At 37.3% G+C, this 25390-nt stretch carries 24 protein-coding genes; 9 read left to right on the top strand and 15 right to left on the bottom strand.

Annotated features, from left to right (window positions below):
• Window positions 1-26: 26 nt before the first annotated feature.
• Both ACJ2A9_RS14865 and ACJ2A9_RS14860 read right to left on the bottom strand, forming a co-directional pair.
• Complete coding sequence (locus ACJ2A9_RS14865) at window positions 27-227, bottom strand: DUF951 domain-containing protein (RefSeq protein WP_441422462.1); 201 nt, start codon at window positions 225-227, stop codon at window positions 27-29.
• A gap of 67 nt (window positions 228-294) precedes the next feature.
• Window positions 295-1311, bottom strand: a complete 1017-nt coding sequence (locus ACJ2A9_RS14860; RefSeq protein ID WP_441422461.1) for a YkvI family membrane protein — start codon at window positions 1309-1311, stop codon at window positions 295-297.
• A gap of 97 nt (window positions 1312-1408) precedes the next feature.
• On the opposite strand from ACJ2A9_RS14860, the gene yyaC reads away from it, so the two are divergent.
• Window positions 1409-2029, top strand: coding sequence for a spore protease YyaC (gene yyaC / locus ACJ2A9_RS14855; protein ID WP_441422460.1), 621 nt, complete (start codon window positions 1409-1411; stop codon window positions 2027-2029).
• 58 nt (window positions 2030-2087) lie between these two features.
• Here yyaC and ACJ2A9_RS14850 read toward each other — a convergent pair whose 3' ends face one another.
• The 13 genes from ACJ2A9_RS14850 to rpmH form a co-directional block, all read right to left on the bottom strand.
• A complete protein-coding gene (locus ACJ2A9_RS14850; RefSeq protein ID WP_441422459.1) occupies window positions 2088-2822 on the bottom strand; it encodes a DUF554 domain-containing protein in 735 nt (244 codons plus the stop codon).
• An 11-nt stretch (window positions 2823-2833) separates the two neighbouring features.
• Window positions 2834-3994, bottom strand: a complete 1161-nt coding sequence (locus ACJ2A9_RS14845; RefSeq protein WP_441422458.1) for an aminotransferase class V-fold PLP-dependent enzyme — start codon at window positions 3992-3994, stop codon at window positions 2834-2836.
• A gap of 193 nt (window positions 3995-4187) precedes the next feature.
• On the bottom strand, window positions 4188-5045 hold the full coding sequence (locus ACJ2A9_RS14840) for a ParB/RepB/Spo0J family partition protein (protein ID WP_441422457.1): 858 nt from the start codon (window positions 5043-5045) through the stop codon (window positions 4188-4190).
• The gene (locus ACJ2A9_RS14835) at window positions 5038-5799 is read right to left on the bottom strand and encodes a ParA family protein (protein ID WP_441422456.1); all 762 of its coding nucleotides are present in this window, start codon (window positions 5797-5799) and stop codon (window positions 5038-5040) included. Before ACJ2A9_RS14835 ends, ACJ2A9_RS14840 begins: the two co-directional genes overlap by 8 nt.
• 109 nt (window positions 5800-5908) lie before the next feature.
• On the bottom strand, window positions 5909-6760 hold the full coding sequence (gene noc, locus ACJ2A9_RS14830) for a nucleoid occlusion protein (protein WP_441422455.1): 852 nt from the start codon (window positions 6758-6760) through the stop codon (window positions 5909-5911).
• Window positions 6761-6998: 238 nt separating this feature from the next.
• Window positions 6999-7721, bottom strand: coding sequence for a 16S rRNA (guanine(527)-N(7))-methyltransferase RsmG (gene rsmG / locus ACJ2A9_RS14825; protein WP_441422454.1), 723 nt, complete (start codon window positions 7719-7721; stop codon window positions 6999-7001).
• 60 nt (window positions 7722-7781) lie between these two features.
• Window positions 7782-9668 carry a tRNA uridine-5-carboxymethylaminomethyl(34) synthesis enzyme MnmG gene (gene mnmG / locus ACJ2A9_RS14820; protein ID WP_441422597.1) on the bottom strand — a complete coding sequence of 629 codons (1887 nt, stop codon included), beginning with the start codon at window positions 9666-9668 and terminating at the stop codon, window positions 7782-7784.
• 60 nt (window positions 9669-9728) lie between these two features.
• Window positions 9729-11105 carry a tRNA uridine-5-carboxymethylaminomethyl(34) synthesis GTPase MnmE gene (mnmE, locus tag ACJ2A9_RS14815; protein WP_441422453.1) on the bottom strand — a complete coding sequence of 459 codons (1377 nt, stop codon included), beginning with the start codon at window positions 11103-11105 and terminating at the stop codon, window positions 9729-9731.
• Window positions 11106-11472: 367 nt separating this feature from the next.
• A complete protein-coding gene (jag, locus tag ACJ2A9_RS14810; RefSeq protein ID WP_441422452.1) occupies window positions 11473-12090 on the bottom strand; it encodes an RNA-binding cell elongation regulator Jag/EloR in 618 nt (205 codons plus the stop codon).
• On the bottom strand, window positions 12087-12845 hold the full coding sequence (gene spoIIIJ / locus ACJ2A9_RS14805; protein WP_441422451.1) for a YidC family membrane integrase SpoIIIJ: 759 nt from the start codon (window positions 12843-12845) through the stop codon (window positions 12087-12089). The genes jag and spoIIIJ overlap by 4 nt, the downstream gene beginning before the upstream one ends.
• Window positions 12846-13026: 181 nt before the next feature.
• Window positions 13027-13275 carry a membrane protein insertion efficiency factor YidD gene (gene yidD / locus ACJ2A9_RS14800; RefSeq protein ID WP_441422450.1) on the bottom strand — a complete coding sequence of 83 codons (249 nt, stop codon included), beginning with the start codon at window positions 13273-13275 and terminating at the stop codon, window positions 13027-13029.
• Between the two features lie 12 nt (window positions 13276-13287).
• Window positions 13288-13647, bottom strand: coding sequence for a ribonuclease P protein component (rnpA, locus tag ACJ2A9_RS14795; protein ID WP_441422449.1), 360 nt, complete (start codon window positions 13645-13647; stop codon window positions 13288-13290).
• 319 nt (window positions 13648-13966) lie between these two features.
• On the bottom strand, window positions 13967-14101 hold the full coding sequence (gene rpmH, locus ACJ2A9_RS14790; RefSeq protein WP_026678436.1) for a 50S ribosomal protein L34: 135 nt from the start codon (window positions 14099-14101) through the stop codon (window positions 13967-13969).
• 608 nt (window positions 14102-14709) lie between these two features.
• Here rpmH and dnaA point away from each other — a divergent pair.
• From dnaA to ACJ2A9_RS14750, 8 genes are all read left to right on the top strand, one after another.
• A complete protein-coding gene (dnaA, locus tag ACJ2A9_RS14785) occupies window positions 14710-16062 on the top strand; it encodes a chromosomal replication initiator protein DnaA (RefSeq protein ID WP_441422448.1) in 1353 nt (450 codons plus the stop codon).
• Window positions 16063-16319: 257 nt separating this feature from the next.
• A complete protein-coding gene (gene dnaN, locus ACJ2A9_RS14780; RefSeq protein ID WP_441422447.1) occupies window positions 16320-17462 on the top strand; it encodes a DNA polymerase III subunit beta in 1143 nt (380 codons plus the stop codon).
• 240 nt (window positions 17463-17702) lie between these two features.
• Entirely contained in the window at window positions 17703-17921 is a 219-nt protein-coding gene (gene yaaA, locus ACJ2A9_RS14775; RefSeq protein ID WP_441422446.1) for a S4 domain-containing protein YaaA, read from the top strand.
• A 14-nt stretch (window positions 17922-17935) separates the two neighbouring features.
• Window positions 17936-19051 carry a DNA replication/repair protein RecF gene (gene recF / locus ACJ2A9_RS14770; RefSeq protein WP_441422445.1) on the top strand — a complete coding sequence of 372 codons (1116 nt, stop codon included), beginning with the start codon at window positions 17936-17938 and terminating at the stop codon, window positions 19049-19051.
• A 9-nt stretch (window positions 19052-19060) separates the two neighbouring features.
• Window positions 19061-19324 (top strand): extracellular matrix regulator RemB, encoded by a 264-nt coding sequence (remB, locus tag ACJ2A9_RS14765; RefSeq protein WP_441422444.1) that lies wholly within the window; start codon window positions 19061-19063, stop codon window positions 19322-19324.
• 158 nt (window positions 19325-19482) lie between these two features.
• Complete coding sequence (gene gyrB, locus ACJ2A9_RS14760) at window positions 19483-21396, top strand: DNA topoisomerase (ATP-hydrolyzing) subunit B (RefSeq protein ID WP_441422443.1); 1914 nt, start codon at window positions 19483-19485, stop codon at window positions 21394-21396.
• Between the two features lie 72 nt (window positions 21397-21468).
• Window positions 21469-24009 carry a DNA gyrase subunit A gene (gene gyrA / locus ACJ2A9_RS14755; protein ID WP_441422442.1) on the top strand — a complete coding sequence of 847 codons (2541 nt, stop codon included), beginning with the start codon at window positions 21469-21471 and terminating at the stop codon, window positions 24007-24009.
• A gap of 128 nt (window positions 24010-24137) precedes the next feature.
• The gene (locus ACJ2A9_RS14750) at window positions 24138-25223 is read left to right on the top strand and encodes an HD-GYP domain-containing protein (RefSeq protein ID WP_441422441.1); all 1086 of its coding nucleotides are present in this window, start codon (window positions 24138-24140) and stop codon (window positions 25221-25223) included.
• The last annotated feature ends 167 nt before the right edge of the window (window positions 25224-25390 follow it).

Here is a 25390-nt window from a genome sequence, read left to right as displayed (position 1 = left end):
TACTTGCGCCAAGCATGTTCATGATATTATTTATCCTCTTGTTTTGCTAAAACTTTCTTTAGCTTTCGAGTAAATTCACGGCGAGGAATTAATACACTATGGTCACACCCTAAACACTTAATTCGAATATCCATCCCCATCCGAATTACTTTCCAACGATTTTCACCGCACGGATGAGGTTTTTTCATTTCAACAACATCATGTAGGTCAAACTCTTTATTTACCATTCCTATACCACTTCCCTTCTTTCCGTGAATGTGCTTTGTTGTCATTATACAACATAACTACAAATCATTACATATTCGTACGTTTAGTAATTGGATACAGTAATATTGCTGCCAGGATATACAAGTTTAAAACGCCATATAAAGGGTATAGGAAAGCAATCAAGTTAGAGAATCCAAATGTCGTTAACGGAATCATCATAAGCAACAATAGTAGAGCTAATAACCATAATGGTAATTTAATATAATTACGAAAACGAGTGACTAATCCAAACACGCCTGCCGCAGCAGTTGTATAAATGGCTGTCCACAGTAACCCAGACATAACAAGAATCATATAATAAGGATAATGCTTTAAAATTGCAAATAAGGGGATCTCGTAAAGCATAATTTCATGAGCTACCTTCAGTAGCGATTCATTATACAAAAATGATATCCCACCGAGCAATAAACCGCTGCCAATACTGGCAATCCAAACTTCACCTTCATGTTTTATTTCTTTTCCAACAGCAGCTAATACAGCAACAAGAGGGAGAATATTTAAAGCAGTAAATGTAAAGGCGGTCGGCCAGTTTTGCTGTTTTGATAAATCAATTTCAATTGAGAAACCCATGGACATTTGAAATACAGATAACACTCCAACTAAAAATATAATTAATAGTGGAATAACAAAAGAATTCATTGAAGTCATCCCTTTTGTATCCCATAAAAACAATACAACAAGTAAAAATACGATAACGGCAATGCCTATCCAATATGGAAATTGAATAATTTCAAGTGTTGCTCCTCCACCGGCAAGCATAATTACTGTTGTCGAAAATAGATAGAGAATAATCATCATATCATAGAGGCCTGTCAATTTTTTCCCCATAAGAGATTGCAATATTGGTAAATAATGTGTTGATTCAGAACGAAAGCTAATTTTCATGATCACTGAACAGCAAATGATAAATAAAACGGTAAAGATCATAATAGCGAGTCCACTTTCAGCACCAAAAAACTCCCATAATTCACGTCCTGATGCGTACCCTGCTCCGATCATTGTTCCGATAATTAAAAACATCCATTTAAATCCGTTCCGCCACATTTTTCTTCTTCCTTTCCTCCGTATTTTTCTCCGTTTAATGTATAGAAAGGTAAAAAATTCCGTATACTATTACTACTATTGCAAAGGAGAGGATCATATGATTCCTAAACGCAAAATTTTCCCAAAGAAGTTTTCTTATAAGGTTCACTTTGAAGATGAGCAAGCGATTGAAAACTTTTCTACAAATTTAAAAAGGCTGTTGCCTGTTTCCGGAAGACAGGATATTGTCATCGTTTGTATTGGTACAGATCGCTCTACAGGTGATTCTCTTGGTCCTCTCGTTGGTACGAACTTAGTAAATAAAAGCCTCTCATCTTTTCACGTATACGGTACATTGGAAAACCCTGTTCATGCTGTCAATTTAAATGAACAATTGGTTGAAATTAAAAAAATCCATCAAAATCCATACATTATCGGTGTTGATGCTTGTTTAGGAAGAATGAATAGCGTTGGAACAATCTCTTTAGCAGATGGGCCAGTTAAACCTGGTGCAGCAGTTAATAAACAGCTCCCTGAAGTAGGCGATATCCATATAACTGGAATCGTGAATATTGGCGGGTTTATGGAGTATTTTGTTCTCCAAAACACACGCTTACATGTTGTAATCAAAATATCAGACATTATCGCTGAAAGTATTTATCTCGTTGACAAACAATTAGCGAAAGAAAGAGCAACAAAAAGTTCATTATTACAATCAATGAAAACAAAGTTTGTATAATCAAAAAGACTCTTCTTACAATTGCAAGAAGAGTCTTTTTTTCTTTATGATGTCTTTTTTACAAGAAATATGAAAACAGAGCGATAATAGATTGCCAGTAGTAGTTTACCGACACGAGGAAAGCAACAACAAGAATCGCTGGAAGTAAGTTAGCGACTCGGACCTTTATAATTCCAAGAATATTTAACCCGATAGCTACAATCATAATTCCACCTGTTGCTGTCATTTCAACGATAAAAGAATCCATTAACTCTACCGGAATAAATCGGTCAATCTGAGTGGCAAACAAAGCAATCGCACCTTGATAAACTACAACTGGAATTGCTGAAAAGATTACCCCAATACCTAATGTAGACGTAAAAATAATTGCAGAAAATCCATCAAGCATTGATTTCGTATAAAGAACGGAATGTTCTCCTCTTAACCCGCTATCCAACGCCCCAATAATCGCCATTGCACCAACAACATAGATTAATGTTGCTGTTACAAAAGCTTTGGCCACTTTCCCGTCTTCCTTTGCCCCGATTTTTTTCTCTAACCATTGACCAAGCTGATTCAAACGATCTTCTAGCGCCCATTTTTCACCTAATATTGACCCAATGACCAGACTACCAATAACAATTAAAAATTGTTCACTTTTTAACCCCATTCCAATTCCTAAAATAACAACAGCTAAGGCAATGGCTTGCATCACCGTTGCCTTTACATTTTCAGGGATTTTTTTAAAAAGTGAACCTAGTAATGCTCCAAAAATAATCGCAACTCCATTTACTAACGTTCCTACTAGTGCCATTACTCTCTCTCCTATCCAATTAAGCCAACCTTTATCTCTTCAATCGCTTGAATGAAGCGATCAATTTCTTCGATCGTATTATAAATACCAAAACTTGCCCGAATTGCACCAATATCAGCTGTACCGATTGTCTGATGTGCTATCGGTGAACAGTGAAGCCCTGCTCTAATTGCAATCTGATAATGCTGATCTAAAATCATTGCCACTTCATGTACGTCAACACCATCAATGGTAAACGGAATTACCGCGACTCTTTTTACATCAAGATCAGGTCCAAAAACAGTGACCCCTTCAATCTTATTTAAACGTTCTAAACAATATTTTGTTAACATCCATTCATGAGCAAAAATTTGATCTGTGCCCACTCGCAGTATTTCATCAATACCTGCTGATAGTCCTGCAATCCCAGGTGTATTTAACGTACCACTTTCAAAACGGTCCGGCCTCTCATCCGGTTGCTCAACCTGTTCAGAATGACTGCCGGTCCCTCCATGAATCACTGGTTGTAAATCAATCTCCTGTTTTACAATAAGGACTCCTGTACCCTGTGGACCAAGTAACCCTTTATGACCTGGAAAAGCAACCATATCAATCTTCATCTCTTCCATGTTAATCGGAAGTACTCCAGCTGTTTGTGAAGCATCCACGATAAATGTAAGTTCATGTTCTTTAGCAAAACGGCCAATTTCTTCAATTGGCAGAATCGCACCAGTAAGATTTGAGGCATGGCTGACAATAATTGCTTTCGTTTTAGTTGTCAGTAATTTTTCCAGCGCTGCTGCTAAGATCCACCCATTTCCGTCTGGTTGGAGATAAGTAACCTCAATTCCCTTCTCCTTCTTTAAATACTCCAACGGTCTTCGGACTGAGTTATGTTCAATCGTTGTCGTTATGACATGATCCCCATATTGAAACGGCATCCCTTTAATCGCTTGGTTCAATGCAAATGTCGCATTTTGATAAAAAAATACGTTACGAGAATCTTGAATTCCAAACAACTTTGCTAGTTTTACCCTTGTTTCATTAACCACTTGATTTGCCTTTATTGCTAAGGCATGTCCGCCACGACCAGGGTTTGCTCCATAGTTTGTAATCGCATCGGCAACGGCCGTTGCCACTGTTTCCGGCTTTGGAAATGAAGATGCTGCTTGATCAAAATATATATAAGACAAGGACCTTGCCCTCCTTTAATGAAAATTGCCACGATAATTATTATACAACCTTAATCACGAAGCGACAAAGATTCCATTTTTCCGTTATACTAGACCTCTTCTTAAGCTTTATTGTGCTCAGCATTTTTAATCTTATAAAGACAAAAAGGTAAAAAGCCACCAAATCCTTGATGGCCATCGATACTTATTAAAATTAATAAAGCTCTTCTTCTCCTTCTAGCAACGTTAAAATTCTCTCTAAATCCTCTTCAGAGAAAAAATTAATTTCAATTTTTCCTTTTTTCTTGTTCTTCTTAATCGAAACCGCAGTGCCAAATCGTTCTCGTAACACACTTTCTTTTTCTCTAATAAATGGTGTAGATTCTATCAACTTCTTTTTTGTTTCACGTGGAACATTTTCATTTAATTTTTGTACTAATTGCTCTAACTGACGTACACTTAACTTCTCAGCAATAACTTTTTGAGCTAGAGGAGCTAATTTTTCTTTGTTTTTCAAACCTAACATAGCCCTTCCATGTCCCATCGATAGCTTTCCATCAGCAATTAATTGTTGAATTACGTTTGGCAATTGTAATAAACGAAGATGATTCGCAATATGTGGTCTGCTCTTCCCAAGTCTACTTGCTAACTGCTCTTGCGTTACTTGTAGATGATCCATCAGCTTTTGATAGGCAGTTGCTTCCTCTAATGGATTCAAATCTTCACGCTGTAGATTCTCAATCAATGCTAATTCCATCACTTGACTTTCAGACAGTTCACGAACAACAACAGGAATTGCTTCTAACCCTGCTGCTTCTGCTGCACGAAACCTGCGTTCACCGACAACTATTTCATACCCTTTAATGCTTTTGCGGGCAATAATCGGCTGTAAGATCCCATGATTGATGATCGATTCTCTTAGTTCAGCAATTGCCTCTTCGGAAAATGTTTTTCTCGGTTGATATGGATTGGGGCGTAATTCGCTTAATTTAACTTCTTTTACTTCTTCATTTTTCTCGTCATCAACCTGCGGAAGTAATGCATCCAGTCCTTTCCCTAGCCTTTTAGCCACTAGCAACCACTTCCTTTGCTAAATCTAAATACACTTCTGCCCCTCTTGACTTTGGATCATAAACAATAATTGGTTTACCATGACTCGGTGCTTCTCCTAAGCGAATATTTCTCGGAATAATTGTAGCAAATACTTTTTCACGGAAATATTTTTTCACTTCATCAATCACTTGAAGTCCTAAATTGGTTCTGGCGTCCAACATTGTAAGTAAGACTCCTTCTATTGACAGGTCGGTATTTAAATGTTTTTGTACAAGCCTCACAGTATTTAATAACTGACTTAACCCTTCTAATGCATAATACTCACACTGAACTGGAATTAAGACTGAATCTGCTGCAGTTAAAGAATTAATCGTAAGCAATCCAAGTGATGGTGGACAATCTATAATAATATAATCATACTTTTTTTCGATAGCAGCCAGCGCTCTCTTCAAACGAACTTCTCTTGAAATCGTAGGAACTAATTCTATTTCGGCTCCGGCTAGTTGGATGGTTGATGGAATAATGTGCATCCCTTCTACGACGGTCTGCTTAATTACACGCTTAGGATCAACATCCTCCACTAATAAATCGTAGATACACTCATCAACATCTCCTTTATCGATTCCAACACCACTTGTCGTATTCCCCTGTGGATCTACATCGATTAACAGCACTTTCTTTCCTATGTATGCTAAGCATGCTCCTAAATTTACCGCTGTCGTTGTTTTACCAACTCCACCTTTTTGGTTTGCTATGGCAATAATCTTCCCCACGATGTCACCTACCTTTTAACCAATATTGCGTAAAGTGATCCCCTTTTTTATAACCAATGTATCTCTAATCTATTACTATCATGAAAAAAATCTATCAATTTATGATAGATTATTTTTTTGGTATTCGAATTGTGAATTGATAGTATTCATCATGTTCTTGTTCGTCAGTGTCTATAGATAAGCCACTTTTTACAACCATATCAACAGATTGACGGATTGTATTCATAGCTAAACGCATATCCTTTGAATACATCTTTCTTGTCGGCTTCTTTTTCTTTGTCGAACCTTCTAATTGTTTCTTCACTAACTCTTCTGTTTGTTTTACGTTTAAGCCTTTTTCAATAATTTGTTCCAGTAATTTATCTTGTAATTCTTCATCTTTTAAAGGGATAAGCGCTCGTGCATGACGTTCTGTAATTGTACGGTGTAATAATGCATCCTGTACAGTTTGAGGCAGGTGTAACAATCTGAGCTTATTCGCTATTGTTGATTGTCCTTTCCCTAACCTCTGCGCCAAACTTTCTTGAGTTAAGCCATGCAACTCTAGTAATTTTGCATACGCAACCGCTTCTTCAATCGCTGTCAGTCCCTCGCGTTGAAGATTTTCAATTAAGGCAACTGAAGCTGTTTGTGAGTCATTAAACTCCTTAATAATAGCCGGGATCGATTCCCACCCTAACTTTGTTACAGCTCTCCAGCGTCGTTCACCTGCGATAATCTCAAATTTCCCGTCACGTTCCCGTACAACAATCGGTTGAATAATCCCGTGTGTTTTTATCGTTTGAGCTAATTCCTCAATTCGTTCGTCTACAAATACGGTCCGTGGCTGAAATTGGTTAGGCACTATGTCTTTAATTGGTATTTGCTTCACTTCTTCGTTTTCACTATCTAGCTGTTCTTCCTCTTTCAATTCTTGATTTTTTTCACCTAAACCAAAAAATCGTGAAAACGGTTGTTTCATAGCCTGACACCACCTTCTAAAAACTACCGACATTATAAATAATTCGCGATGATTACCAACAGTTCCTGCTTTTTCGATAGACCATTTTCTCTATATTAAACTATACTACTTTCTCATCTATTTGGCTATGTTTCACGTGAAACAATTTGCAAGAAACGCTAGGCTTTTAATCTATTATTTATAGCGGCTACTGAGGTTGAAATACGTATAAGCAATTTTTTTGAATCATCAATATTTCTTATACTAATGGCTGTTTATTTGGCGTCCCCGGTTTTCGCGGGTACTTCTTTGGTGTTGCTTTTTCTTTCTGAATGACGATAAAATGGCGTTCACTTTCCTCAATTGGCAATGTGAATTTTTCATTTTTCAGCAATGCACCACCTAATTGGGAAATTGCCTTCTTTGCTTCATTTATTTCCCCTGCAGCTTCTGGACCTTTCATTGCCATAAACGTTCCACCGACTTTTGCAAGCGGTAAACATAATTCAGATAAAACAGGCAATCTCGCCACAGCTCTTGCAATGACAAAGTCATACTTCTCACGATGCTGTTTATTTTGACCAAATGTTTCAGCGCGATCATGGTAAAACGAACAATCTGTTAGTTGTAATTGTTCAGTTACATGTTTTAAAAAGCCGATTCGCTTATTTAATGAGTCGACAATTGTAATTTTTAAATGTGGAAAACAAATTTTAATAGGCAAACTAGGGAAACCAGCTCCTGCCCCAACATCAACGATATGGAGCTTGTCAGCACTTGAAAAATCATAAAAAAAGGCAGCTGAAATGGAATCATAGAAGTGCTTTAAATAAACGCCATCTTCATCGGTAATGGCTGTTAGATTCATTTTTTCATTCCATTCTACAAGTAGTTGAAAATATTGATCGAATTGGTTACGTTGCTGCTCAGAAAGTTCGATCCCCTTTTCTGCTAATAAAGCCGGAAATTGCTCTTTACTCATTGTTTTCCTCCTATGTATAGCTTGCTGATTGTAGAAAGTCACCTCTACAATCAGCGAATTTTATTTGTTTGTTTTTGCTAAACGTCCTTGCTCTAAATAAACGAGCAAGATCGAAATATCTGCTGGATTGACCCCGGAGACACGCGAAGCTTGCCCCACAGATAATGGTTTTACTTCGCTTAGCTTTTGTCTTGCCTCCGTCGCTATGCCTGAAATCTTATCATAATCTAAATCAACCGGGATTTTTTTATCATCCATTTTTTTCATTCTCTCAACTTGTTGCCACTGCTTTTCAATATAGCCCGCATATTTCACTTGAATTTCCACTTGTTCAGCAACATCGTCAGGGACTTCGATATCAGCTGGTGTAATCTTTGCTATATGCTCATAGTTTATTTCTGGCCGTTTCAGTAATGCTGCAGCTTTGACCGCATCTTTTAACGGTGTCGAACCGGCCTCTTCCAACAGTGCATTAAGCTCATCAGATACTTTAATAATTTCTTTGTTTAAGCGCTGCAGCTCCTGTTCAATAAGTTCCTTTTTCTTCGTAAAGTTTGCATAACGTTCCTCGGAAATTAAACCAACTTTATACCCTGTCTCTGTTAAACGCAAATCTGCATTGTCATGCCGCAGTAGCAAACGGTGCTCTGCACGGGATGTAAGTAAACGGTACGGCTCATTTGTCCCTTTTGTCACAAGATCATCAATGAGAACCCCGATATAAGCTTGAGAACGGTCAAGAATGAGTGGCTCTTTTCCTAACACTTTGCATGCTGCATTAATTCCGGCAATAATCCCTTGTGCCCCTGCCTCTTCATACCCTGATGTTCCATTAATTTGACCGGCAGTGAAAAGATTTTTTACTTTTTTTGTTTCTAATGTCGGCCAAAGCTGGGTTGGGACAATCGCGTCATATTCAATCGCGTAACCTGGTCGCATCAACCTAACTTCTTCTAACCCAGGTATTGTTTTTAAAATTTTAAACTGTACATCTTCCGGCAAGCTTGTTGATAAGCCTTGAACATAAACCTCAGATGTATTTCGTCCTTCCGGCTCTAAGAAAATTTGATGACGCGGCTTGTCATTAAAGCGAACAATCTTATCTTCAATGGACGGACAATAACGGGCACCCGTTCCTTCAATCACTCCTGAAAACATTGGTGAACGATGCAAATTATTATTAATAATGTTATGCGTCTCTTCACCGGTGTACGTTAACCAACAAGGAAGCTGATCAGTGATATATTTTGTAGTCTCATATGAAAATGCTCTTGGTACGTCATCACCAGGTTGAATTTCAGTTTTTGAATAATCAATGGAATTACCATTGACACGAGGTGGTGTTCCTGTTTTAAAGCGAACCAGTTCAAACCCTAGTTCCTGCAAGTGGTTCGACAGCTCGACAGAAGGCTGCATATTATTTGGTCCACTCTCATACATCAAATCACCAATAATAATCTTTCCACGCAAATAGGTCCCCGTTGTCACAATGACCGTTTTCGCACGATACGTGGCGCCGGTTTGGGTAATAACCCCTTTACACTCTCCATCTTCAATAATTAATTTTTCAACCATCGCTTGCCGTAACAGTAAATTTTCTTGTTCCTCAATTGTTTTCTTCATTTCATGCTGATACATGAATTTATCTGCTTGTGCACGTAAGGCCCGAACTGCTGGTCCTTTACCTGTGTTTAACATTCTCATCTGAATATGTGTTTTATCAACATTGCGCCCCATTTCACCACCAAGGGCATCAATTTCTCGAACAACGACCCCTTTTGCCGGTCCACCTACTGAAGGGTTACATGGCATAAAGGCCACTGCATCAAGATTTATCGTTAACATTAATGTCTTGGCACCCATGCGTGCAGCAGCAAGGCCCGCTTCAGACCCTGCATGCCCTGCACCAACGACAATAACGTCAAATTCACCGCCTTCATATCCGATCATCTTCTTCATTCCTCCTACTTCGAATACATAAGTCTCTATCTTATTACAACTAATACGTTATTTTCCTAAACAAAATTGGGAAAACAATTGATCAATTAAGCTTTCATGCACTGTATCTCCAATGATTTCACCAAGTATTTCCCATGTTCTTGTAATATCAATCTGAACCATATCAACAGGAACATCAAGCTCAATCGCCTCGATTGCATCTTCAACAGATTTCTTTGCTTGATGTAATAAGGCAATATGACGGGAATTCGAAACATATGTCAAATCATTTGCTTCAATATCACCTTGGAAGAAAAGGCTGGCGATTGCTTCTTCTAAATCATCTACCCCTTGGTCCTCAATCAAAGATGTTTTTACAACTGGCATCTCTTTTGCTAATTGCCGAACGCGATTTTCGTCAATTTTTTGTTCTTTATCACTTTTATTAATGATAACAATTGTCTCCATTCCCGAAACTGCTTCAAACAGCTTTTCATCCTCAGGAGATAATGGTTCATTATTATTTAAGACTAACAAAATAAGCTCTGCTTCTTTCAACACTTGGCGAGAACGTTCGACACCGATCCTTTCGACAATATCTTCAGTTTCACGGATTCCGGCAGTATCCAATAAGCGTAATGGAACACCTCGAACATTTACAAATTCTTCAATGACATCTCGGGTTGTTCCAGGAATGTCGGTGACAATTGCTTTATTTTCATGGACAAGACTATTCAATAATGACGACTTCCCGACATTTGGACGACCTATAATAACAGTGGAAAGCCCTTCACGAAGTATTTTCCCTTGTGCTGCCGTCGTTAATAAGCCTTCAATTTCCTTTTTGACATAAGTTGCTTTCTCCATCAGAATGCCTAATGTCATAGTCTCTGCATCATATTCAGGATAGTCAATGTTCACTTCAACATGAGCAACCGTCTCCAAAAGTGCTTGGCGTAACTTTTGCACTTTTTTCGACAGTTTGCCTTCCATTTGACCGAGAGCAATATTCATCGCTTTATCGGTTTTTGCCCGAATTAAATCAATAACACCTTCTGCCTGTGATAAATCAATTCTGCCATTTAAAAATGCCCGCTTCGTAAATTCGCCTGGCTCAGCTAACCTTGCACCATGAGTTAAAATAAGCTGCAAAACTCGATTGACAGATACAAGTCCACCATGGCAATTAATTTCCACTATATCTTCACGAGTAAAGGTTCTTGGAGCCTTTAATACAGACACCATAACTTCCTCTACAATTGTATTCGTTTTTGGCTCTACAAGGTGGCCATAATGAATCGTATGGGAAGGTACCTCTTTCAACGATTGTGTTCCTTTATAAATTTGGTCAGCAATTGAAATCGCTTCATCACCGCTGATTCTCACAATCGCAATCGCTCCCTCCCCCATTGGAGTTGAAATTGCTGCAATTGTATCAAACTCCATGATCATCACCTCTCTCTTTCTAAAACATCTATATGAAACATGACAAGCCGTCACCAGTCTAGATATAACTAACACAAACAACGAACTGGATATTTTTCCCCCTAAAATAATAGAATATCATAATTTTTATGTCATAAAAAGATATCAACAACTTGATTGTTACTATTGTTGCCGAAAAACACCTAAATCAATCTTTCCACATGTGGATAATCATTTTGCAAACAGAGATTAGAGTTGAAAGTTCATTGCTATCCGTTAAAGGCTAATGGCTAAAAAGATAGTTCTTCGAGGTTAGATATGTACCGGGGAAATTTAACTAAAAAAAGCCCAAGGATCTCTTTTGATCCTTGGGCTTTACTTATCTTTGTTACTTAGGAGCTACAACGATACGGCGATTAGGTTCAACACCTTCTGAATAGGTCTTAATGCCTTTCATGTCTTGTAATGTGACATGGATAATCTTCCGTTCCAATGCATTCATCGGCTCCAAAATAACTTCTTTTCTTGTTTTTATTGCTTTTTGGCCAATACGAGTGGCTAATTGCTCCAATGCTTCTTTACGTCTGGCACGATAATTTTCAGCATCCAATGTAATACGAATATATCCTTCTGAATGCTTATTTGCTACAAGATTTACTAAATATTGAAGTGAATCCAACGTTTGTCCGCGCTTTCCAATTAACACGCCAATCTTTTCACCTGTAAGTTCAAAAACGTGTCCATCGCGATTTGTAGATTGCTTAATCTCAACTTCAATGTCCATCTTTGAAATAATATCGTTTAGAAAAGCTAGTGATTCTTCAACCGGATCAGGCTTTAACAGTACTTCGACTAGAGCTGGTTTTGACCCGATAAGACCAAGAAACCCTTTTTGCGGTTCCTCAATAACAGTTAACTGAACACGATCTTTTGTCGTATTTAATTGTGCCAATGCCGTCTCTACAGCTTCATCTACAGTTTTACCTGATACAGTTACTTTTTTCACTTTTTCGCTCCCCCTGTTTTCTTTTCACCGACTTTCGGTCCGGTAATAAAGTATGTTTGAACAATCATAAAGATATTACCAATGACCCAGTACAACGCTAATGCTGATGGGAAATAGATTGCAAATGCCACGATCATGACTGGCATCACATATAATAACACTTTCATTTGCGGGTTATCTGTTACCATCATCATCTTTTGTTGGATGAATGTTGTAATCCCGGCTACAACAGGCAATATAAAAAATGGGTCAGGATTTCCTAGGTCAAACCATAAGAACGTATGTCCGGCAATTTCACCAGTACGCATAATTGCATGATAAAACGCTAAAAGAATCGGCATTTGAATAAATAAAGGCAAACATCCAGCAAGAGGATTAACTCCATGCTCTTGGAACATCTTCATCATTTCTTGTTGAAGCTTTTGTTGCGTCTTTTGGTCTTTCGCGCTATATTTTTCTTTTAATTTTTGCATTTCAGGCTGAATTGCCTGCATTGCCTTCGCGCTTTTCGTTTGTTTAATCATTAATGGTAAAATTACAATACGTAATAGAATCGTAACAAGAATAATCGCTATCCCGTAATTTTCATTAAACATCTCAGCGAAGTAAATCAATACCCATGAAAGCGGGTACACAAAATATGAATCCCAAACTCCTTCACTTTCTGATGTTATAGGTTCATTTATATTAAAACACCCGGTCATTATGACCATTAAACCAACTAACATTAATACTAAACTTAACTTCCTTGACACCACTCTTCCTCCTTCTGACAAAACCTCATTCTAATTTGAGAGGGTATTGAAACAATATACTAGGATTAAATTTCATAACATTACAATCATATACTTGAAGCAGAACCTTTTACAACCCCTATCCGACTTCATTCAGCAAAATATCCTTTGAAAGATGCTGCTTGTCGATGTGTAGCGATTATTACTTTAGTTCTGTTTTCTTTTTATGATAATGAAAATCCTCTGGAACTGGATCAATTCCACCTGGGTGAAAGGGCTGACATTTTAGAATTCTCTTTAATGTTAACCAGCTGCCCTTCAGTGCTCCAAATCGCTTAATGGCTTCCAATCCATAATGAGAGCATGTTGGATAGAAACGACATGTAGGCGGTGTAAAGCGGGAAATCCACTTTTGATAAAAGACAATAACCCCAATCAATACCGACTTCAACGTTTTCACTCCCTATTTCTGATAACGCTCCCTCTTTTTAAACACTCTCGCTTTATTTAAAACATGAATCAAACTTTTTTTGACTTCATGAAAATCCATATCTGCTGTTGGAATTCTGGCAATGACAACATAATCATTCGATTGGTTAAGGTCGTCTTTTAATTGTGTAAATGTTTCCCGGATCAGTCGTTTAATACGATTTCTTGTCACCGCATTTCCTACCTTTTTACTAACCGAAAGCCCAATTCGAAAGTTTGGTTGTCCTTCTTTAGGTAACACATATAAGACAAATTGTCGGTTGGCAACAGATTTCCCCTTTTGAAAAACAACACTAAAGTCTTCATTTTTCTTGATTCGATAATCTTTCTTCATCTGTTACACCCCAGCTATGTCGATAATCCGTTTTCCTTTTTTCAAAATCATTATTATGTACTTACCTTTTCTATACCATTTATTCACTAACTACTTACTAATTCATACCTCTATACGTTCATAATTCTTATTTATTTACTTATTTCCCTTCTTTTTATGAAGAAAAATTTATTTTTGTTTTGGCTGCGTTAAAGTTTGATGTTGATTTTTGGCTCGTTCGTGTGAATTCTAACCTTCCTAAAACGAGTCAAAAATCAACATCATACTTTCAGCCTTTATTTAAGCAAGTCTAGAAAAAAGACCACTGACAATCAGTGGTCTATGCAGACAATACTTTTCTTCCTTTACGACGACGACGTGCTAATACTTTACGTCCGTTTTTCGTAGCCATGCGCGCACGAAAACCGTGTACTTTTTTACGTTTACGATTGTTTGGTTGGAAAGTAGGTTTCACTCTATTACACCTCCCTGAGGATAAACTTCTTGTAAGACATACTTATAAAGTATAAGGAAAGACCCCTTACTTTGTCAAGTTCATCTCTTATTCCTTATTTTTGAAAATCAGCAACTTGTTCGATCGCCATCACCAAAAATGGCTCGTCCAATTGGTGTGGATAACTATTTTTACACCATTTTTCAGTATTCAACAAGTTATCGACACCTTTCACACAGTATCTAGTGTTGTGGAAAAACATTGCACACAACCACTAGTAAGTTGTGGATAACCTTCACAAAATCATTGCGCACGCTGTTTTTTTTTGATATTATATTTATGTTTTTACCCGTGGATAAATTTCAGCGTGCAAGTGAGTTACCCACATCTGTGGATATGTGTGTGGACAACAATATCCACCATGTTTATAGTTTTTCCACAAGAGTGTGTAAAAGTCATTTTGTTACGTTTTTCTACTATATTATACTTATTTCAACATCAGTTGTGAATTAAATAATTATACACTTGTATGTAGTAGGTTGTGCAAAGGTTGTACATCCTACTTTTCTACTGAATTAAGTATGTTAGTTATCTGCAATAGATCGGAACGATATGAGGAGGGATGATTTTTGGAAAACATAACTGACTTATGGAATCAAGCGCTGGTCGTTATCGAAACAAAGGTTAGTAAACCTAGCTTTGAAACATGGCTAAAAGCGACAAAAGCAAATGATATCCATAATGATACGATTACTATAACCGCTCCAAATGAATTTGCCCGTGACTGGTTAGAAAATCGTTACTCCGATTTAATTTCAGAAACATTAGCTGATTTAACCGGTGCTGAACTGGAAGTTAAATTCATCATTCCGCAAAACCAGCTCCAGGAGGAAGTTAATTTAGAAGAGAAATTAAAAAAAACACCAAAAGAACAAGCCCCAACAAACGGGGAAATTCCAAAAAGTATGTTAAATCCTAAATATACGTTTAATACATTTGTTATCGGATCGGGTAACCGCTTTGCACACGCTGCTTCATTGGCCGTCGCTGAAGCACCTGCTAAAGCATATAACCCTCTTTTTATTTATGGTGGAGTTGGTCTAGGGAAAACCCACTTAATGCATGCAATTGGACATTATGTCATTGATCATAATCCGGACGCCAAAGTTGTTTACCTTTCTTCTGAAAAATTTACCAATGAATTCATCAACTCAATTCGAGATAATCGAGCGGTGAATTTTCGAAATAAATATCGTAATGTCGATGTTCTCTTAATCGATGATATTCAGTTTTTAGCTGGAAAAGAACAAACACAGGAAGAGTTTTTCCATACATTTAATGCCCTGCATGAAGAAAGTAAGCAAATTGTTATCTCGAGCGATCGACCGCCAAAAGAAATTCCGACATTGGAAGACCGTCTTCGCTCAAGATTTGAATGGGGATTAATTACGGATATTACACCGCCGGATTTAGAAACAAGAATTGCGATATTGCGCAAAAAAGCGAAAGCTGAAAACCTTGATATTCCTAATGAAGTGATGCTCTATATTGCCAATCAGATCGACACAAACATTCGTGAGTTAGAAGGGGCATTAATTCGTGTTGTTGCTTATTCTTCACTCATTAATCAAGATATGAATGCCGATTTAGCAGCGGAAGCATTAAAGGATATCATCCCAAATGCAAAACCAAAGATGATCACCATTCAAGATATTCAAAGTGTCGTTGGGGAACACTTCAACTTAAAGATGGATGATTTTAAAGCGAAGCGCAGAACAAAGTCGGTTGCTTTCCCACGACAAATCGCGATGTATTTATCACGTGAATTAACCGATTCTTCATTACCGAAAATTGGTGGGGAATTTGGAGGGAGAGATCACACAACGGTGATTCATGCCCACGAAAAGATTTCCAAGCTTTTAGCCAGTGATAACGAACTTCAAAAACAAGTTCAGGAAATTATTGATCAACTGCGTAACTAAAACATGCATCTGAGGAAATTGTGCATAAATAACGTCAGCCTATACACACCTTGTCCACATGTGTATAGGCTGATTTTCACCCGTATATGCTGCTTGTCCACAAATCCACAAGCCCTATTACTATTACTACGATTTTTTTATAAAAAGATATAGTATATTATCCTTTTATGATGCTTCTTTTTTATCCTATGCAGGTACGCTAAAATTTATGATAAAAATGATTCAATAAAACGTAAAAGCTCTTAAGGAGGCTTATTATGCAATTTATTATTAATCGTGAGCCATTTGTTCAAAGTATTCAACATGTAACGAAAGCAGTTTCTTCACGTACCACAATCCCAATTTTAACTGGAATAAAAATTGTTGCTGACCGCACTGGTGTTACATTAACAGGCAGTGATTCCGATATTTCCATCGAATGTTTTATTCCAATTGAAGAAGAAGGAAAAGAACAAGTTAAAGTGATGCAGCCTGGAAGCATTGTATTACAGGCCAAGTATTTCGCTGATATTGTAAAAAAATTACCGGAATCACAAGTGGAAATAGTTGTCCAAGATCAATTTGCAACAACGATCAGATCTGGTTATTCTGTGTTTAATTTAAATGGTTTAGATCCTGAAGAGTATCCTCGCCTGCCGCAAATTGAAGAAGAAAATGTGTTTCGCCTTCAAAATGATTTACTGAAAAACATTATTCGACAAACAGTTTTCGCAGTGTCCACTGCAGAAACACGTCCAATCTTGACAGGTGTAAACTGGCAGGTCGATAACGGGGAGTTGAACTGTACTGCAACAGACAGCCACCGTTTAGCAATGAAAAAGGCAGCGATCGAAGGAAATGATGATTTGTCATTTTCAAATGTCGTCATTCCTGGAAAAAGTCTAAATGAGTTAAATAAAATTATTGATGACTCATCTGAGCAAATGATTGATATTATTGTTACTGAAAACCAAATTTTATTTAAATCGAAACATATTTTATTTTTCTCAAGGTTATTAGATGGCACATATCCAGTAACGAAAAATATGATTCCAACACATACGAAGACTGACATCACACTGCAAACAAAAGGTTTTCTTCAAGCGATTGAGCGTGCATTGTTATTATCACAAAGCAGTAAAAACAACGTTGCCAATTTAAAAACATTAGATGATGGAATGATAGAAATTACTGCAGTAACTCCAGAAATCGGGAAGGTTACTGAGCGCGTACAAAGCATTTCAACTGAAGGGGAAGAGTTGAGAATTTCCTTTAATGGGAAAAATATTATTGATGCTCTAAAAGTCATTGATAGTACCGAAGTGAAAATTGCCTTTACGGGAGCGATGAGTCCGTTTGTTATTCGCCCAAGTAATCAGGATGATGCCCTACATTTATTTTCACCAGTGAGAACATACTAAATAAGAGTAAAGTTTGAAAATGAAAGGGGATGTCTCAAAATAAAGTAACAGTCACCTCGACCACAAAATATAGAAGTTGATCTGTAATGCAACCTCTACATTTTGTAAACGTCAGAGGAGAGCTGTCACTTTAGAGGCATCCCCTTTTAATTGATATAGAGTTATAATAAGTATAGGATTATGTTGGCTCAGCACAGAGACTTTAGTAAAATAGAATTGAAGACGAAAGTGAGAGATTTCATGACTAACCAAGTGAACATTACAACAGAGTATATTACGTTAGGCCAACTGTTAAAAGAAGTTGGTCTCATTGATACGGGCGGAATGGCAAAATGGTTCTTATCTGAACATGATGTATTATTAAACGGACAACTAGAAAATCGTCGGGGAAAAAAGATCTATAACAACGATATCGTTGAAATTCCTAATGTAGGAACATTTGAAATTGTCTCTAGCTGAATGGGGGAATCCCGTTGCATATAAGTGAATTAACGCTAACCAACTATCGCAACTATGAAAAACAACATGTCACATTTGAAAATAAAGTCAATGTTATTCTAGGAGAGAATGCCCAAGGAAAGACGAACATTATGGAAGCGATCTATGTATTGGCACTAGCAAAATCACATCGTACTTCCCGTGATAAAGATCTTATCTGTTGGGATCAAGAATATGCTAAAATAGAGGGTAGGCTCCAAAAAGCAAACGGGCCGATTTCGATGGAAGTCATTATTTCATCCAAAGGGAAAAAAGTAAAAGTAAACCGTTTGGAGCAACGAAAGTTAAGTGAATATATAGGTACAGCTAATGTTGTTATGTTTGCACCTGAGGATCTAAATCTTGTCAAAGGGAGTCCCCAGGTGCGCCGTCGTTTTATTGATATGGAAATTGGTCAAATCAACCCAGTCTATCTTCACCATTTAAGTAAATATCAAAAAATTCTCCAGCAGCGCAATCATTTGTTGCGAGATTTACAGAAAAAAAGACAAGATTTGACAATGCTCGATGTGCTCACAGCACAGCTTATTGAAAGTGCAGCAAAAATTATCGAAAGACGGTTTCAGTTTTTGCAGTTTTTACAAACATGGGCCCAAAAGGTCCATCATGACATTAGTCGCGGACTAGAAAAGCTAATAATTGAATATAAACCATCAGTGAAGGTATCAGAAAGCATGGATTTGTCGAGAATAGAAGGAGTATTGGAAGATTCTTTTGCAAACGTGAAAGAAAAAGAAATAATGAGAGGGACATCATTAGTTGGTCCTCATCGTGATGATTTAGGATTTTTAGTTAATGGCAAAGATGTTCAAACCTTTGGTTCTCAAGGGCAACAGCGAACAACGGCTTTATCCTTAAAGTTAGCGGAAATTGAATTAATTAAGGCAAAAGTAGGAGAATATCCAATCTTGCTATTGGATGATGTATTATCGGAATTGGATGATTACAGGCAATCTCATCTACTTAACACGATACAAGGGAAAGTACAAACATTTGTAACAACGACAAGTGTTGAAGGAATTGACCACGAAACGTTAAATGAAGCTGCAACCTATGAAGTTCAACAAGGAGCAATTACTAAATTGAAATGAGGTGGCTAATTGTTTATTCATTTAGGTGGTGACACTGTGATTCGGTCAAAGGATGTAATTGCCATTTTAGACGGCCAGTCAAAGGATTCTTCGTCAATCTCAAAGGAATTTTTGCAACAATATGAAACGGACAATTCAGTGATTACAATCTCAAAAGAGCTGAGTAAATCAATCGTAATAACAACGGATGCTATTTATTTATCCCCTATATCATCAATTACATTAAAGCGTCGAGCCCATGTTGTAACTGAGTTTGACAGCTATACTGATTAATATAACCGTAACTCTTTTTTTATTTTCTCCAAGAAAGCCAATCTATTAAGCTTTTTTATATAAAGAAGAAATTTCTGATGTGTTGCGTCTGATCTAGGCGCTTGCGCTTTTCTTCAGAATGGTGACATTCAATTAACTTAAAAGTGTAGGTGAGTGTTTTGGCAGTTGATCAACATTCTTATGATGAAAGTCAGATTCAAGTTTTAGAAGGTCTAGAAGCTGTAAGGAAACGACCAGGTATGTATATTGGTTCCACGAGCGGGAGAGGTCTTCACCATTTAGTTTGGGAAATTGTTGATAACAGTATTGATGAAGCAATGGCCGGTTACTGTGATACAATAACTGTTGCAATTGAAGAAGATAATAGTATTACTGTTATGGATAATGGACGCGGAATTCCTGTTGGGATTCATGAAAAAATGGGGCGGCCTGCAGTGGAAGTAATTATGACTGTATTGCATGCTGGTGGTAAATTTGGCGGTGGAGGCTATAAAGTTTCAGGTGGATTACATGGCGTAGGAGCATCGGTTGTAAACGCTCTGTCAACTGTACTTGAAGTGGAAGTACACCGTGAAGGACAAGTTTACTATCAGCAATACAAACGTGGTGTCCCGCAAGAAGATTTAAAAGTGATCGGTGAAACGGATGTAACTGGGACAAAAGTCCACTTTAAGCCAGATGACGAGATTTTTACTGAAACACAGATCTATGACTATGACATATTAGCAACAAGATTGCGTGAGTTAGCCTTCTTGAACAGAGGATTACGAATTATTATTGAAGACCGTCGTCCTGAAGGGAAAAAAGCTGAATATTTTTATGAGGGTGGAATTGCTTCCTTTGTTGAGCATTTAAATCGCTCAAGAGAAGTGATTCATGAGACGCCAATTTTTATTGAGGCTGAACGAGAAGGAATTCATATCGAAATTGCTGTTCAATATAACGATAGCTATACAAGCAATATTTATTCGTTTGCAAATAACATTAACACCCATGAAGGTGGTACACATGAATCCGGTTTTAAGACTGGTTTAACCAGAGTGATTAATGATTATGCACGCAAAAATAATTTATTTAAAGAAAATGACCCTAACCTTACAGGGGAAGATGTACGTGAAGGATTAACGGCAATTATTTCAGTGAAAATACCTGATCCTCAATTTGAAGGACAGACAAAAACAAAGCTAGGCAACAGTGAAGCAAGAACAATTACTGATTCTTTATTCTCTGAGCATTTTTCAAAATTTTTATTTGAAAATCCTCAAGCGGCAAAGAAAATCGTTGAAAAAGGATTAATGGCATCAAGAGCAAGAGAAGCTGCAAAGAAAGCACGTGAATTAACTCGCCGCAAAAGTGCCCTTGAAGTAAGCTCATTGCCTGGAAAGTTAGCTGATTGCTCATCAAAAGATGCCTCGATTAGTGAAATATATATTGTAGAGGGTGACTCGGCAGGTGGATCGGCGAAACAAGGACGTGATCGCCATTTTCAAGCGATTTTGCCTTTAAGAGGGAAAATCATAAATGTTGAAAAGGCAAGGCTCGATAAAATTCTCTCAAACAATGAAATAAGAGCGATTATTACAGCACTTGGTACGGGAATTGGTGAAGATTTCAATATCGAAAAAGCACGTTATCATAAAATTATTATTATGACCGATGCCGATGTTGATGGAGCACATATCCGGACGTTATTGCTTACATTCTTCTATCGCTATATGAAGCCTATCATTGAAAAAGGCTATATTTATATCGCCCAACCACCGCTTTATAAGGTGCAACAAGGAAAAGTGATCGAATATGCCTATAATGAAAAAGAATTGGATGTTCTTTTAAAGGAAAAATTCAAAGACCAAAAACCTGGTATTCAGCGTTACAAAGGGTTAGGGGAAATGAATCCTACACAATTATGGGAGACAACGATGGACCCTGCTACCCGTACTGTATTGCAGGTAACAATGGAAGATGCTATGAAAGCTGATGAAACATTTGAAACATTGATGGGTGATAAGGTTGAGCCGAGACGTGACTTTATTCAAGAAAACGCTCATTATGTGAAGAATTTAGATATATAGCTTTTTTCCATGTTGGCGTTCTGCACATTGTAAGGGACGTAGATGTAATATGGAATAATGGAGGTTAATTAGATGCCAGATAAGGAGCAATCAAGAGTTAAAGAAATTAATATTAGTCAGGAAATGAGAACATCATTTTTAGACTATGCAATGAGTGTTATTGTTAGTCGGGCACTTCCAGATGTACGCGATGGACTTAAACCAGTCCATCGTCGTATTTTGTATGCTATGAACGAGTTAGGAATGACCTCTGACAAAGCGTATAAGAAATCAGCACGTATCGTCGGTGAAGTTATTGGTAAATACCATCCGCATGGTGATTCAGCTGTTTATGAAACAATGGTTAGGATGGCGCAAGACTTTAACTATCGTTATATGCTAATTGATGGGCATGGGAACTTTGGTTCGATTGATGGAGATGCAGCGGCAGCGATGCGTTATACAGAAGCACGTATGTCGAAAATTTCGATGGAAATGGTTCGTGATATTAACAAGGACACAATTGACTATCAGGATAACTATGATGGTTCAGAGCAAGAACCAAAAGTTCTTCCTGCTCGTTTCCCAAATTTATTAGTAAATGGTGCTTCAGGTATTGCGGTAGGAATGGCAACAAATATTCCGCCACATCAGTTAGGGGAAGTTATTGACGGTATTCTTGCATTAAGTAAAAACCCTGATATTAGTATTCCAGAATTAATGGAGTATATTCCTGGTCCTGATTTTCCAACGGCTGCAGAGATTGTTGGAATCTCTGGAATTCGTAAAGCTTATCAAACAGGTCGTGGCTCCATAACACTTCGAGCAAAAGCGAATATTGAAGAGAATGCTAATGGGAAACAACGGATTATCGTTACGGAAATCCCATATCAGGTGAACAAAGCGAAACTTATCGAAAAAATTGCTGAGCTTGTTCGTGATAAGAAAATTGATGGGATTACGGATCTTCGTGACGAATCTGACCGAAATGGAATGAGGATTGTCATTGAAGTGAGAAGAGATGCCAATGCCAATGTTTTATTAAATAATTTATATAAACAAACGGCTTTTCAAACGAGCTTTGGAATCAACCTTTTAGCGTTAGTTGATGGGCAGCCTAAAATATTAAATCTTAAAGAATGTTTATATCATTATCTTGAACACCAAAAAGTAGTCATTCGTCGCAGAACAGCATTTGAACTTCGTAAAGCGGAGGCAAGAGCTCATATTTTAGAGGGGTTACGTATTGCCCTTGATCATATAGATGAAATCATTGCTTTAATTAGAGGGTCAAGAACAACTGAAATTGCTAGAAACGGGTTAATGGAGCAATTTTCGTTAAGTTATGATCAAGCTCAAGCAATTCTTGATATGCGTCTCCAACGCTTAACGGGCTTGGAGCGAGACAAAATTGAAAATGAATATGCTGAACTAATTAAACGAATTGCTGAATTAAAAGCAATTTTAGCTGATGAGGAAAAAGTGCTAGAAATTATCCGTGGTGAATTATTAGAGGTTAAAGAGCGGTTTAATGATGAAAGACGTACAATCATTTCTATTGATGAGAATTATCTTGAAGATGAAGACCTCATTCCAAGACAAAATGTCGTCATCACATTAACCCATAACGGCTATATTAAACGATTGCCGATTTCGACATATCGCAGTCAAAAACGTGGTGGTAGAGGAATACAGGGGATGGGTACAAATGAGGATGATTTTGTAGAACATCTCTTTACAACAAATTCCCACCATACGATTCTCTTTTTTACAAATAAAGGGAAGGTATATCGTTTGAAAGGCTACGAAATTCCAGAGTTAGGACGAACTGCAAAGGGTATTCCTATTATTAATTTATTGCAAATTGAACAGGGTGAATATATTACTGCGGTTATCCCTGTAGAAGAATTTGTTGAGGATTGGTATTTGTTCTTTACGACAAGAGAAGGTATCTCCAAGCGTACATCGCTCTCTTCCTTTGCAAATATTCGCAAAGGTGGATTGTTTGCCATTAATGTTCGTGAAGATGATGAATTAATGGGTGTTCGCTTAACGGACGGAAATCGCGATATTATCATCGGTACGAAAAATGGGATGTCAATACGTTTCCATGAAACAGATGTGCGTCTAATGGGTCGGACGGCCACTGGTGTGAAAGGGATCACTCTTTCAGAAGGGGATCGTGTTGTCGGGATGGAAATTATTGAAGAGCACCAAGATGTTTTGATTGTAACTGAAAATGGCTATGGAAAACGAACAGCAAGTGAGGAGTATCGTGCACAAAACCGTGGTGGAAAAGGGATCAGAACATGTAACATCACTGATAAAAATGGACTTGTTGTGTCACTGAAAGTTGTTTCTGATGAAGACGACCTGATGGTAATCACCGCTGATGGCGTTATTATACGTATGCATGTGAATGGTATCTCAAAAATGGGCCGCCATACACAAGGTGTCATGCTTATAAGAGTTGCTGAAGGTGGAGAGGTTGCAACAGTTGCCAGAGTTGAAAAAGACGAAGATGATGAAGAGACAGAGCAATTAGAGCAAACAGAGCTAGATACAAATGGAACTGAAGGCACAGAAAACGAAGAAAAAGAAGAGCTTGAAGTAGAAAACGATGTTGAAGAATAAAAACATTGCTAAAGACATTTGCTGAAATCCATAGAATAATTACTAAAAAGAGGAAAATCATGATGATTTCCTCTTTTTTTTTGCGTTATAATTAAAAAGTAGAAATAACTAAGAAAAGGGAGACTGCTATGAGGGTAAAACGGAATCAACTAATAGAAGGATGTATTTTAGCAGAGGATATTTTCGTATCAACAAATCAGCCTATTATTCGTAAAAAAACAGTTCTTACACCACAGCAATTACAGATCATGGACATTTTTCTAGTTGATCAAGCAGTTGTCGAGAAAAATTTAAGTAATGGGCAACCGTTTGCCCCAGTAGAAACGATTGAAGATAGCAAAGAATTGCAACAAGAATATGTTGTTGAAAAGACATTTCTAGAACTATATGAAGTAGCCGTGAATGGTTTTAAACGGCTATTTATGAATTGGCAATCAGGGGTCAAGGTAGACATTTGGGGGGTACGTCGTTTAATTTTACCACTAATTGAAAAGGAATTTAAAAATGCAAATGATATTCTAAGACTTCACCATTTATCTACGAAAGAAGATTATTTATATCATCATGCAGTGGCTGTCGCGGTTCTCTCAGCATTTTTGGCACAGAAGTTAAACTATAGCAAAGGTGATTGGATTCAAGTTGGTATTGCCGGACTTCTAAGCGATAGTGGAATGTCGAAAGTGCCAGAACGCATTATAAATAAAAAAGGTCCTCTTACAAATACAGAAATTCATGAAATAAGGAAGCATTCAATTCATAGCTATAACATGCTTAAACCGATTCATTCAATAACCGAAGGAATTCTATTAGGCGTTCTTCAACACCATGAGCGATTAGATGGCAGTGGCTATCCATTAAAGATTAATGGTGAAAAACTCCATCCATTTAGCCATATTATTGCAGTAGCTGATGTATATCATGCGATGACATCGGAACGGCTGTATAGAAAAAAGCAATCGCCATATAGAGTAATTGAAGCTTTAACGAAAGAGCAGTTTGGTAAGTTTGAGCATAGGATCGTCCAAACGTTAATAGAAGGGGTTATTACTTTTTCACTTGGCGCAACTGTTCGATTATCAACAGGTGAGGTAGGTACAATTATTTTTATTGACCAACAACAACCAACTCGTCCTATCATCAAACTTGATTCTGGCGAAATGCTTAATCTTATGGAAAAGAATGATATCTATATCGAAGAAGAGTTAGATTTATAAAAAGCTTAATAATTATTACTTAAAACTTCCAAATAAAAATTATTGATATATAACATTTATCGTGGTATAGTATTAAATGTCGCTAAAACGCGTCAAGAAAATAACTTAGGATGTTGACAAGTTTTAATAGAATATGTTATATTATTTAAAGTCTCAACTAGAGGCAT

It is taken from the genome of Anaerobacillus sp. MEB173 (assembly GCF_052119505.1).
Classification (GTDB): domain Bacteria; phylum Bacillota; class Bacilli; order Bacillales; family JBJMAU01; genus JBJMAU01.
The sequence above is the reverse complement of the archived record's forward strand: the minus strand, read 5'-3'. Positions and strand labels throughout refer to the sequence as shown.